Origin of the sequence: Bacillus sp. LNXM12-1, from assembly GCF_003004375.1 — a bacterium.
Classification (GTDB): Bacteria; Bacillota; Bacilli; order Bacillales; family Bacillaceae; genus Bacillus.
The window spans coordinates 315,817-327,487 of sequence record NZ_PVWX01000002.1; the positions used below are offsets into that span (position 1 = coordinate 315,817).

The 11,671-nt window shown below is 41.1% G+C and carries 17 protein-coding genes and 1 pseudogene; 16 read left to right on the top strand and 2 right to left on the bottom strand.

Annotation, left to right across the window (positions count from 1 at the left end; translation table 11 throughout):
• Window positions 1–31: 31 nt before the first annotated feature.
• From C6Y07_RS09085 to C6Y07_RS09125, 10 genes and pseudogenes are all read left to right on the top strand, one after another.
• Window positions 32–433 carry a YwqH-like family protein gene (locus tag C6Y07_RS09085; protein WP_106061428.1) on the top strand — a complete coding sequence of 134 codons (402 nt, stop codon included), beginning with the start codon at window positions 32–34 and terminating at the stop codon, window positions 431–433.
• Window position 434: 1 nt separating this feature from the next.
• Window positions 435–713: a YwqI/YxiC family protein gene (locus C6Y07_RS09090; RefSeq protein ID WP_095285665.1), complete on the top strand. Its 279-nt coding sequence runs from the start codon at window positions 435–437 to the stop codon at window positions 711–713.
• 11 nt (window positions 714–724) lie between these two features.
• Entirely contained in the window at window positions 725–2,248 is a 1,524-nt protein-coding gene (locus C6Y07_RS09095; RefSeq protein WP_106156604.1) for a T7SS effector LXG polymorphic toxin, read from the top strand.
• Window positions 2,249–2,264: 16 nt separating this feature from the next.
• A complete protein-coding gene (locus C6Y07_RS09100) occupies window positions 2,265–2,591 on the top strand; it encodes a hypothetical protein (RefSeq protein ID WP_034660349.1) in 327 nt (108 codons plus the stop codon).
• Between the two features lie 218 nt (window positions 2,592–2,809).
• Window positions 2,810–2,989: pseudogene (locus tag C6Y07_RS19285) on the top strand (pre-toxin TG domain-containing protein); the annotation flags it as partial.
• 36 nt (window positions 2,990–3,025) lie between these two features.
• Window positions 3,026–3,397, top strand: a complete 372-nt coding sequence (locus C6Y07_RS19220) for a hypothetical protein (RefSeq protein ID WP_189318342.1) — start codon at window positions 3,026–3,028, stop codon at window positions 3,395–3,397.
• 15 nt (window positions 3,398–3,412) lie between these two features.
• Window positions 3,413–3,802, top strand: a complete 390-nt coding sequence (locus C6Y07_RS09110) for a hypothetical protein (RefSeq protein WP_106061434.1) — start codon at window positions 3,413–3,415, stop codon at window positions 3,800–3,802.
• 252 nt (window positions 3,803–4,054) lie between these two features.
• Window positions 4,055–4,447: an SMI1/KNR4 family protein gene (locus C6Y07_RS09115; RefSeq protein ID WP_106061436.1), complete on the top strand. Its 393-nt coding sequence runs from the start codon at window positions 4,055–4,057 to the stop codon at window positions 4,445–4,447.
• A 170-nt stretch (window positions 4,448–4,617) separates the two neighbouring features.
• Window positions 4,618–5,463 carry an octanoyl-[GcvH]:protein N-octanoyltransferase gene (gene lipL, locus C6Y07_RS09120; RefSeq protein WP_060597514.1) on the top strand — a complete coding sequence of 282 codons (846 nt, stop codon included), beginning with the start codon at window positions 4,618–4,620 and terminating at the stop codon, window positions 5,461–5,463.
• A gap of 19 nt (window positions 5,464–5,482) precedes the next feature.
• Window positions 5,483–5,716, top strand: a complete 234-nt coding sequence (locus tag C6Y07_RS09125) for a DUF5970 family protein (protein WP_060597513.1) — start codon at window positions 5,483–5,485, stop codon at window positions 5,714–5,716.
• A gap of 34 nt (window positions 5,717–5,750) precedes the next feature.
• On the opposite strand, the gene C6Y07_RS09130 is transcribed toward C6Y07_RS09125, so the two are convergent.
• The gene (locus C6Y07_RS09130; protein ID WP_034660339.1) at window positions 5,751–6,551 is read right to left on the bottom strand and encodes an RsfA family transcriptional regulator; all 801 of its coding nucleotides are present in this window, start codon (window positions 6,549–6,551) and stop codon (window positions 5,751–5,753) included.
• Window positions 6,552–6,789: 238 nt separating this feature from the next.
• Here C6Y07_RS09130 and C6Y07_RS09135 point away from each other — a divergent pair, with 238 nt between their 5' ends.
• The 4 genes from C6Y07_RS09135 to C6Y07_RS09150 all read left to right on the top strand — a co-directional run bounded on the left by C6Y07_RS09135 (window position 6,790) and on the right by C6Y07_RS09150 (window position 10,050).
• The gene (locus C6Y07_RS09135; RefSeq protein ID WP_003215259.1) at window positions 6,790–7,011 is read left to right on the top strand and encodes a YuzB family protein; all 222 of its coding nucleotides are present in this window, start codon (window positions 6,790–6,792) and stop codon (window positions 7,009–7,011) included.
• 170 nt (window positions 7,012–7,181) lie between these two features.
• Complete coding sequence (locus tag C6Y07_RS09140; protein WP_007497716.1) at window positions 7,182–8,483, top strand: HD domain-containing protein; 1,302 nt, start codon at window positions 7,182–7,184, stop codon at window positions 8,481–8,483.
• A gap of 30 nt (window positions 8,484–8,513) precedes the next feature.
• The gene (locus tag C6Y07_RS09145) at window positions 8,514–9,014 is read left to right on the top strand and encodes a YwgA family protein (RefSeq protein WP_012011603.1); all 501 of its coding nucleotides are present in this window, start codon (window positions 8,514–8,516) and stop codon (window positions 9,012–9,014) included.
• 223 nt (window positions 9,015–9,237) lie between these two features.
• Window positions 9,238–10,050 carry a zinc-dependent metalloprotease gene (locus C6Y07_RS09150; protein ID WP_060597512.1) on the top strand — a complete coding sequence of 271 codons (813 nt, stop codon included), beginning with the start codon at window positions 9,238–9,240 and terminating at the stop codon, window positions 10,048–10,050.
• A gap of 50 nt (window positions 10,051–10,100) precedes the next feature.
• Here the strand turns inward: C6Y07_RS09150 and C6Y07_RS09155 are convergent, their stop codons facing one another.
• Window positions 10,101–10,286 (bottom strand): 2-hydroxymuconate tautomerase, encoded by a 186-nt coding sequence (locus tag C6Y07_RS09155; RefSeq protein ID WP_012011601.1) that lies wholly within the window; start codon window positions 10,284–10,286, stop codon window positions 10,101–10,103.
• Between the two features lie 114 nt (window positions 10,287–10,400).
• Here C6Y07_RS09155 and C6Y07_RS09160 point away from each other — a divergent pair, with 114 nt between their 5' ends.
• Both C6Y07_RS09160 and C6Y07_RS09165 read left to right on the top strand, forming a co-directional pair.
• Window positions 10,401–11,057, top strand: a complete 657-nt coding sequence (locus C6Y07_RS09160; RefSeq protein ID WP_223250429.1) for a site-2 protease family protein — start codon at window positions 10,401–10,403, stop codon at window positions 11,055–11,057.
• 12 nt (window positions 11,058–11,069) lie between these two features.
• Complete coding sequence (locus tag C6Y07_RS09165) at window positions 11,070–11,588, top strand: YwhD family protein (RefSeq protein ID WP_060597510.1); 519 nt, start codon at window positions 11,070–11,072, stop codon at window positions 11,586–11,588.
• Window positions 11,589–11,671 lie beyond the last annotated feature (83 nt).

The following is an 11,671-nucleotide window of genomic DNA, read 5'->3' on the forward strand; positions in this document are numbered from 1 at the left end:
AGGACTATTTGAGGAATAGAGGTGTTTGACGATGTCTGGAGCTATCATCGGTTATACAACAGCCTTGTATTCGTTAAAGGCAGACATATCCATAAAAAAAGAACAAATCATCGAACTGAGCATATGTCGAAAAGAAGTGAAAGAGGCAAAAATGGCCTTGTCAGATGCGAGCAAGAACATCACGCGTCCAGACCTTACTTCACATACATGGTTTGGCCACTTGGCAGATACGTTTGATAGCCTTAGGGAAGAGATGAAATCGGTTAGTCAAGAGATAAAGGATGCACAGCTCACCAATCTATTGAATCGAATTGATGAAAAAATCAATGACTTGACAGCAGGTATCCATTCATTAGAACGTGATATTCATACAGTTGAAAGAAAGATAGAAAAAGAGAAGCAAAAACAACTGGAAGAAAAACGAGGAAAATAAAATGAGCAAAGAAATTAAAATAGATGCCAGTGAGGCGAAAAAAGCATTAAAAAATGTAAAACAAGCAGGCGCTCATGTCCATTCAACACTTCCAAAAACCATCAAAGGGAAAAATGAGCTCTCCACCACAGAACAGATAGAAAAGATCAACCAGCAATTGAATGAACTAAGTACATCCTATATAGAGATACTTCAGAAACAGCTTGTACAAACAGAACAAGCCGTGAGCACCATGATTGAAACGGACAAATCGCTTGCTTCTAGTCATAAAAGAAAATAAAGGAGAACGGAATGAAAACCCTTGACGCCTTTGCGCTAATCAATGGAATTGACCAAACACTGAATTCGTTAAAGCAGCAATCACAAAACATCAGCTCACTAGAAAAACAAATCGACCACATCATCTCACTTGATGATGCACTAAAGGGAGAGGCAGGGCAAGCCATTCGAGCATTTTATACAGAATGCCATATTCCTTTCTTGCAATTCTTTCAGGTTGTCATTGAGGAATACAGTTCTGCGCTGAAAAACACAAAACAGGCGCTTCATGCTCTTGAATCAAATCAGCACGGCTTGATCTCACAATCATTTATTGAACACGAACTAGATCAAGGACTAAAAAAAGCAGAGCGCACGATATCCGAGATTGTAACAGATGTAAACCATGCCATCAGTAGCATTGGTCATATTGTTCATTTGCCAAATGTAGACGAATCAGCTTTTCAGCAAAACTATCAAAAGGCATGGCTCGAGACCTCAAGAACCATTGGTCTGCTTCATGCATTTGACAGAGAGCAGACAAGTGCTTTACATGAAACCAAAAGCGCCCTTCAAACAATGAAGCAATATATCAACACGTTAAGCACCATGTTCACCGGCCCAAAAATCGACATCACCACCTATCAAAAAGGGTCTATTTTCAAAAATGGAAAAGAAGAAAAAATAAGCAGCACCATCAGTGGATTGAATGACAAAATAGATAACCCGAAAGACAATCCAATGACGCTCATGCTGAAGAAACTGAGTGAGAAAGAACGGGCGAATGTGGAGACGGTTGTCCACGAAAAGCCGTCTAGTAAAATCAATCAAACGACCGTGACCTTAAATGGAAAAGTATATCATATAAATGAGTACAAAAAGATCAACTTCGAAAATGCCAAAACGGTTGAGGTCATGCGAGACGGAATGCTGTATCGGTTACGAATATCTGAAAAGAACAAAGTAACAATTGAGAGCGTTAAACCGATGTCAGATGTAAAAACAGGCGATCAACCCCAAAACATCTTAAATACAGCGGTTGAATTTACAGGAATAAACGACGCCATTCGAGCGATTACAGGAAGAGATCCTGTAACAGGTGATAAAGTCGCTGATATGGATCGTTTAGTATCCGGGGTGTACATGGTTCCAAGTACCAACATTGTTAAAGTGGGGAAATATGTTTTTAAAATTATTAAAGGGGAGAAGGTAGCTAAGAGGGTTGAGAAGAGTGCTGGAAGTGCGAGGAATGGGGCTAAAGATTTTGAAAAGTCGTTAGTGAAATTGCCTCCAGCAGAGCGCGTTGCAGCTGTAAAAATAAAAGTACAAGAAGTTGCTAAAAGTAATGGTTTAATAAAAGATTCAAAATTAAGTAAGATTAATAGTAGGGATGTATATAAAGACCCTAAAACTGGAGATTTATATTCAGTAGATACGCAGCATGGTCGTTTTGAAAAAACAAATAACAAGGGGAAGCATCAAGGAGAAGTTGATTTTGATTTCAAACAAACTAAACCTGCTGATGCATCTGGTGGTCATAATTTAAAAATTAAGTAGAGAGGATGTAATAGAAATGATTGGGAATGATTGGATATCTGTTCGTGAAATTGAAGACGATACTCGAATTTGGGCTGGAACTATAATCAGAGTTTTTAAGGAGGAAATAAATAAGGACAACATAGAAGATAATTTCTATGATTACATCGTTTCTTTTATTTATGATAACAATGAATATTTACAATTAACCTGCCTAACTCAAGGGGAGGGTGGAAATATTGTTTGTATATTGCAAACAGAACCAAATTCTAATTATTCATTAGGTAAGGAATTGAAAAGAATGATGGATGATGGTTCAAACTCTGTTTTTGTGAAATTTTCACCTGAATGTATCGTTAAATAAACCTCTAATATGAGTTGGACAGACCAGATTCTTTTCAAAATAAATGAGAATAAATGAGAATAAGTGATAGAAAAGGTGAGTTTACAGAGATGTCGCTCATCTTTTTTCTATCTAAGTTAGATTTATGATGGCACAATACAAATCGATAAAGTGATTGGATATTTTGAAGGAACTGATACAGAAAAAATCAAATCCGCAGCTGCGGAAACGCCAAACGCATATTAGACGGTGAAGTCGTCTCAACCACCGAAAACATCATCCTAGAATACAGCGGCATCTACGATGGCTATCGAGCCGTCACAGGCAAAGACCCCGAAACCAGCCAAAACATCAGCAGCACAGACAAAGCTCTGTCCGCAGCTTCTATTATCCCAATCACGAAAATAGTGAAGGTTGGGAAATATGTTTTTAAGATGGATCAAGGGAAGAATGCGGTGAAAAGGGTTGAGAAGGCAGCTAAGGATATAAAAAACCTGCATTCAGCCTTTGCGGATCGTGCTAAATTAGAAGGTCATTTTGATAAACATGGAAAAGAGTTCTCAGGACTATATAGAAATGCTAACGAGTACCTTGAAGGTGCAAAAGTGGTCATTAATAGTGGCATCAAAGTTAAGTATCAATATAAAGGTGAAATAAGGACAGGGTATGTCAAATTTATGGGTAATAATAAAAGTGGTAAGGCTAAGTTTGAATTTGTAGGTACAAATAATAAAAATGAAATTACGACTTACCATACCCAAAGTGGAAAAAAGATATGGAAGACAATAAATGGTGAAAATATTCCAGTCATCAATCCATCAGATTAGAGAGTGAGGGCTATTATGGTATACGACTGTTTTGTTAAAAGACTCGATCCTCAGATTGAGGAGGAAACAACCATTGAGATTAATGGAATAGAATTTACAGGATTTGCTGATATTTGTCCGTATGAAATTGAAGTAGGAAAAAGTTATCCAGTTTCAATAGGATTTACTATATTAGACGAGCTTACTATTCATGAAATTCCGATAGAGAAGAAAGAGATTGAACGTATTGATTCGGGATATGAATATTATTTAAGAGGTTTGCTAAAAGAGGATAAAATTGATGCGGGTTTAATTTTTACTGACGAAGATGAGTATTTCATCGATTTCCCTGAATTAATGAATAAAACTGTTGAAATAAAAGTTGATAGAATTAGCATAGAATTTTTAAGAACAGAAACACTCTAATGGTAGAATCAAAATAATATCATTTTTAAATATGTATAGAAGGAATACAGATCAGAAAACACAAAAAAATAGAATTGGCTATTAATTATCAGTGTTCTTCTAGTCATTGGGACAGCATATATGAGAGGAATTTACCTCCCAAATATGGATGCTGTTTATCAAGGCTTTCTTATTGATTAGTCCTGAATGCATATCATGTTTTTGAAGTTCTACTGTTAGGTTTTATGTTTAAATTATAGGAGGCTCTCAAACATGATCAATTTCCCACAAAACCCAAACAATCACTTGAACGAACCAGCGAGTGACCTACACATCCAAGAGACAGAACCCCAACTAAACATGGTGTTGCCTCATGCCTATAAGACCTTACTAAAACAAACAAATGGATGTTCCATTGGAGGCGATGTCCTACTATACGGCACTGAGGACATTGCGGAACGCAATGCAACGTGGGAAGTCTATCAGTATGCAAGCAGCTATGTAGCGATTGGCGACGATGGCGGCGGACAAGTACTTCTCATGCGGCTGGTTGAAGATGAGAAAAAGGTATGGATTGTTGATGCTGGTGTAATGGACCCTCAGCATGCTGAGTTGATGACTGGAAACTTGCTGAAATGGGTGAGTGAGGGATGTATCATTGAATGATCACACTGCTTGAATGCATGAATCACTGAAAAGTAAAACCAAATCATCCAACTGAAACGCTCTGTGACGCCAAATGTCATGGAGCTATTTTGATGATATCTCTCTCATTCTCCCTCCATTCATCCCATGTTATAATAAACACAGTTTATGAACGAGAGGATATGCAGGACATGAAAAATGAACCTATTGAGTTACTGACACAGCCGAAATGGCGAATCATAGATCAATCGAGCCTCGGTCTTTATGTGGACCCGAAGCAATCCTTTGCGATGGATGATACGCTTTGTGCGTCGGTTGGGAAGGGTCTCTCACCAGCGACAGCGCGTTCTTGGGTACATCACAATACGATTGTGCTTGGGATTCAGGATACAAGACTTCCATTTCTGCAAGATGGCGTGAAACTGCTTGAGGAAGAGGGCTATCGCGTCATTGTACGCAATTCAGGCGGCCTTGCTGTGGTGCTGGATGAAGGTGTCTTGAATGTGTCATTAATCTTTGCAGAACAAAAGAAGGGCATTGATATTGACCGCGGGTATGATGCGATGGTGGAATTGGTCCGCCGGATGCTGTCGATGTATGAAGTGGACATTGAAGCCTATGAAATTGTCGGCTCTTATTGTCCGGGCAGTTATGATCTAAGCATCAATGGAAAGAAATTTGCAGGCATTTCTCAGCGTAGATTACGCGGTGGAGTCGCTGTGCAAATTTATTTGTGTGCAGATGGAAGCGGGCGGGAACGTGCCGACTTGATCCGCCGTTTTTATGACGCCGCCTTAAAAGACAAACGAGAAGAAGTGAAGGCAGTATTTCCTGATATACAGCCAGATACGATGGCGTCTTTATCAGAATTAACTGGAGAACCAATTGATTGTGCGCTTCTTATGCGTCTTTTGCTAGAAGAGCTTCAAAAGCTCAGTGATCAGCTGACAGCGTCAGGACTGAACGCAGAAGAACAGCTGGAATTTGAGAAAAACATGACGCGGATGATTGAGCGGAATGAAAAGGTGTTTTCGTAAAAAGAAAGGAAGGGTTCTGGTGAAATCCAAAAACGGCGGTTACCTCTATTTACTATGGCTTCCTGTCATCATGGGAGCCGGCTACGGCATTTCGCTTTTGGTGCCGTTTCTTCAGCCTGTACTGACACTTGGCGTCGCAGGCCTTTATCTTTTTATATTTGGTGATTTTCAGGTGAGACAAGTCAGGTATATTTTTATGTTCGTCTTTTTGATTAATGTCCTTTTTAGTGTGATGCTATTTTTGGGCATTTAAAAAAGTGCTTCCCGCAGATGGGGAGCACTTTTGGTTATTCTGCCATTTTTTCGAGGTTGCCGTTCCGGTCCATTTTAAAGGTTGGAGCGGCAGTGTCGTCCTCTTCAAACAAAACTAGTTTTCTTGCACGGTTCATGATTTTGACGAGTGTTTCATAATCTTCTTGAATGGTGAGTTGATCCTTTTCAAGCTTTTTCACTTCCGCTTCTAGCTGTGTGACTTTATGTGAAAGTTCGTTGTTTTCTCGTTTTAACCGGCTGTTTTCCATGCGTAAGGCAGACGATTGCTGGCCATCACCTTCATAGCGGCGCAAGAAATCAATGACATCTTCGATGGTTAAATCCTGTTGCTGCCTAAAAGGATTGGCTTCTGGCTTTTTCTCTACGACATGAGAAGCCTGTGACAATAAATGTGATAAACTAGCTAACTCTTCATTGTAGCTTTGATCCACAAACTGGAGCTGCTCGGCTGTTTCAGATGCTGGTGCAAACGTTTCTTCCTGCGCTGGTTCCAGCTCCTGTGAGAATTCCTCTTGCGTGACTGTTTCTTCTACTTGCGGCTGATAAAGTAATCGTTTCTTTGCAGGCTGGCCATTGCCAAGTGCACGCATCCGTTGTTTTCGCTGTTTTTTGGCAAGAGCTAACGCTTTTTCATATTGATGCCTCACAACAGCATTCCATCTAAAACCGCATGCCGCTGAGGTACGGTTCAGCTTGTCTCCTACTTCTTCAAACGCATTCAGCTGTGTGCTGCCCTCTCTGACGTGACGTAAGACGGTTTCTGCCAAAAGAAGATCATCTTCCTCTGACCAAGCATCTTGTCTTTGTTTTGACATGTTTAAACCCCCATATGATTTGATGGTATTAGATTAGCCAAGTTCAAGAAAGTTTATACAAGTTTGCTAAAAGGATAGTGGAAAATACTAGCTTTTATGTAAGCACGTATCGGCGGTTACAATGCGTCTTGCAAGTCCAGCCGCTTCGATGTACAATGTTGGGTGGTATATTATGACTCTTGGTTTTCCAACTGTTTCATATAGAATGAAGTTCATCATTGAAAGGAAGCGTAAGACCATGGCTAATGAGTTTCGCGTATGTGACGATTGTGATGCGACGAACCTAAAGACGTTGCTGCCTCGACTCAAATCGGTTGACCCTGATGCAAAAATTGAGATTGGCTGTCAATCCTATTGTGGTCCAGGACGAAAAAAGGCTTTTGCGTTTGTAAACAATCGCCCATTATCCGCACCAACAGAGGATGAGTTACTCGAAAAGGTTCAAAAAAAAGTCAAATAAATGTCACTGAATGTGTTCAGTCGACCTAAAAAGAGGTCCGTCCCTGTCAGGTCGGGCTTTTTACGTCCGTGCAATCTTTGAGAACACATTCACCAGCAAATTCAAGGATGTTTTCGGGGAAAGTTACCCGATATAATAGAAACACGTCTTAAAAAAAGAGGGACGAAACGATGGCGTATCCAAAAGGGAAATTATCTGAGGAAAAGGTATTTAAAGATCCTGTGCACCGTTATGTTCACGTACGGGACGCATTAATATGGGATTTAATAGGAACAAGAGAATTTCAGCGCCTGCGACGAATTAAACAGCTAGGAACCACTTACTTGACGTTTCATGGTGCAGAACACAGCCGTTTCAATCATTCACTCGGTGTATACGAGATTGTGAGACGGATTGTGGATGATGTATTCAAAGGTCGGCCGGAATGGGATGAGGGAGAACGCGAGCTTGTACTGAGTGCAGCCTTGCTTCATGACCTCGGACATGGTCCATTTTCTCATTCCTTTGAAAAGGTCTTCCACTTAGACCATGAATCGTTTACAAGAGATATTATTTTAGGGCAAACCGAAGTCAATGAAGTGCTTCGCCGGGTTAGTGATGATTTCCCGAAGCATGTGGCAGAAGTGATTGCCAAAACGTATCAAAACAAACAGGTGGTCAGTTTGATCTCAAGTCAAATTGATGCCGACCGTATGGACTATTTGCAGCGTGATGCCTACTATACAGGCGTCAGCTACGGCCATTTTGATATGGAACGTATTTTGCGCGTGATGCGTCCGAGAGAAGATCAGATTGTGATGAAGCAGAGCGGGATGCATGCGGTCGAGGATTATATTATGAGTCGCTATCAAATGTACTGGCAAGTTTATTTCCACCCAGTGACACGCAGTGCGGAAGTCATTTTAACGAAAATTCTCCATCGTGCAAAAGAGCTGCATGAAACGGGCTATATTTTCACACATGCCCCTGTTCATTTTTATTCGATCTTTGAGGGGAATGTCACCACAGAGGACTATATTAAGCTGGATGAATCCATTGTCTTATTTTATTTTCAGGCGTGGGAAGACGAAGAAGATCACGTGCTGGCTGATTTGTGCCGCCGTTTTATGAACCGCCGATTGTTCCAATATACAGAGTTTAATCCGAATGAAGAAATGACGAAATATTTCAAGCTGACCGCCTTGTTCAAGGAGGCAGGCATTGATCCTGACTATTATTTAGTCGTCGACTCTTCCTCTGACTTGCCCTACGACTTCTACAGACCAGGGGAGGAAGAAGAGAGACTGCCGATCCACCTTTTGACGCAAAGTGGTCATATTAAAGAGCTGTCGAGACAGTCAGATATTGTTGACGCCATTTCCGGTAAACGAAGAACCGATCATAAACTTTATTTCCCGATGGACTTAATTGTAGATATGTCGGAAAAAGCTGAAGAAAAGAAGGCGATCATGAAGCTGCTTGGATTGGGATAAGGAAGTACTGAAAAAGGAGATGTCGGGAATTTGTTGAAAGAGCATGCAAAGTTGATGAAGGTATTCTCTGAATCAGGGGAAATCGTTGGACGGAAGAAGCTGCAAAAGATGATTTACATAGCAAAAAAGCTAGATTTGCCTTTTTACGAGAAATACGATTTTCATTTTTATGGCCCCTATTCAGAGGAGTTGACGCTCAGAATTGAAGAGCTGTGCAACCTTGGATTCTTGGACGAAATGAAGGAAAAAAAGGGCGGATACTATCAATATCGCTATTCGCTGACGGACAATGGGAAAGAGTTTCTCGATCAGTGTGAAGTGGACATGCCTGACCTCAAAGTACTGACGCAGCAGATGAACGAGCAGTCGTCTCGTTTCCTAGAGCTCGTCTCCACAATTTTATACTTTGATGACCTGCCAGAAGATGAGGTAAAGGAAAAGGTCTTCACCATTAAAAGCAAGCAGCGCTATACGGACGAAGAATTTGAGGATGCGCTTGCTTATATTGATCAATTGAAGGAATTGAACTAGTTTCGCAAAAGCCCAGCATTTAGGGCTTTTTTTGTTTTGTAAGACCCAGACCAAAAGTGCTATTTTTCGATGAAATGTGTGCTGAAATATCCGAAAAATTAGTGAATATGACGTATTTCGACTTTTTTCTGTGTATCTAATTCCCTGTTTTTGACTGAATAGAAGGAAAATGGTGAATTTTCAGTGAATATATAACCTTGTAAAAATCAAAGGAGGGATAGGAATGAAAAAGCGTTCAGTCTTTTTGTCATTTTTATTGGTAGGTAGTTTGTTACCGGGAGTAAGTTCAGCTTCGGCACCAGTCGCGAGTGCTGGTCATGGGCATGACCATGGTCATGCGCCGTTCGAAACACATATTAGTGAGGGGTTGCCAAAGGCAAACGATTTTAAAGATTTGACGAAAGCACCTCCAATTGAACGAGATGTGAAAACAAAGGTATTAGATGAGTCTGGTAAGCAGGTAGGCTCTAGAACCTTTAAGGCGAATACAGGAGATTCTATTTCAACAAAGGCAAGTACAGGCAGTCAGAAAGTAACGGTCTATGCTGTAGCAGATGCGCAGTATCGTGCGAAATATAGTGACTGGCAGACGCGGATTGTCAGCATTATTGAGCAAGCGGACGTCACCTTTAACCGTGACCATGATGTAGACTTTGTCGTACAAGCAGTAGGATCTTGGACATCTTCTGGATCAAATGCAGAGCAAATCTTGTCAAACCTTCAGCGCAGCTTTGATGGCAGAGGATACGATTTTGTCACAGGATTTACAGCAAATCCAAACTTTGATGCGGGCGGAATCGCATATGTATACAATAGTGCACCGAGCGGAAGTGCATTTGCCGTCAACCTTGATCAAGGAACAGCGAATACAGCAAAAGCGGCTACGCATGAATACGGTCATAACTTTGGCTTACCGCATGACCCTCAAGGCAGCGGCATTGTCTGCTTAATGAATTATGATTATTCCTACACAGTCGATTTCTTTGATGCGGCTCATAAAAATCAAGTGAACCGTAACAAAGCGTGGTACAGATAAAATAAGAGACAAAAGGACAAACACCCTATGTGCTTGTCCTTTTTTTATGCTTACAGGTCGCTGATTCGTTTTCCTGCTACGGCATAGTGTTCTTTTTTCATTTCTTCAATAATGACAGAGACTTTTTCTGCACCTGCGCCTGTTGTTTCAACAACAGCATCAGTGACTTTCTCTACAAGAGCTCTTTTCTGCTCGTCTGTTCTTCCTTCTAGCATTTGAACGGTGACAATCGGCAATGCGAAAACCTCCTTTTTCCTTTTCGTGCTACGCTTCCCTTTAGTTTAAGGGACTTCTTATAGTATACTGAATGAAGTAAATCATTGTATAGAAAGAAAGAGGGATTCATGCCTTTGGACCAATTTCTTGTGTATCCATTAGAACTTATTCCATATGTCGCCATTACGCTTGTTGTTGCATTTACGATGCACGAGCTGGCGCATGCATATGTTGCGTATCGTTTCGGAGACCCGACAGCTAAGAACCAAGGGAGACTCACATTAAATCCACTGAAGCATCTTGATGTATTTGGGACGATTTTGATCTTTGTGGCCGGGTTTGGCTGGGCGAGACCTGTGCCGGTGAATCGTTATCATTTTAAAAACCCGCGCTTAGCAGGAATCTGCGTCTCGATTGCTGGCCCTTTAAGTAACTTGGTGTTGGCGTTTCTAGGCTTTTTCGTGTACGTGCTTCTTCAGAAATTTGGCGGGGAGTCGCTCATGCGCTTTGAGCCGGGAGTCGATAATTTCTTCTTAATCTTTATTAACTTGAACGTCATTTTGTTCCTATTTAACTTATTGCCACTTCCGCCGCTGGATGGGTATCGTATTATTGAGGACGTCGTCAGCCCTGGTATCCGGGCGAAAATGACGCAATTTGAACAATATGGGATCATCATTTTTCTCATATTCGTGATCACGCCGCTAGGACAGTTTGTTTTTGGTCCATTGATCGGAATGCGGGATCAAATCATATACTGGTTTAATCTTATTTTGAAGCCGCTGCTTTAGGAGGTCTAATGAATGGAAGGTAAAAAAAAGAAACCAATTGGTTTTAACATCATTAAAAAAACAGATGCAACCGACGGACACGGAGGCTTTGGAGCGGGCGCGCTCAGCCTTGATAACATTTCGCCAGTGATCATTGACGTAGAGGAAAAGGAAGCGGTCATTGATATTGGTGCAATGCATGCGAGAAGTGCCGTGGAAAAAGGGATTAAATTCTTGAAAAGCAAAGAAGAGGTACCGAACGGAAAGCCGTATTGGCTCGTATGGGTAACCATTGACCGCAGAGAAGAAGGCCCTTATTATGCGGGTGTCACGGCTTGCGAAATGACCGTCGACCGTTCAATCCGCCGCGGGTATAAGTCGCTTCCAGAGCATGTGAATTTAATGGATAAATCAATGAAGCGAAAAATCGTCGTCAGTCATATGGATGATGTCTCGAAAAAGGTGCTGGCTGATTTCTTGAAGAGTCATAATGAAGCACTATGGGAAGCATCCACAGATGAATTAAAAGAAGGATTGTCTGTCTCTGAATAATTGTGAAATTTTTGTGAAGAATGGTGAATTGCTACCAATTCCAGCTGGTTTTTGAGTAAACTGGTGTTAAAGCTAGGACATGG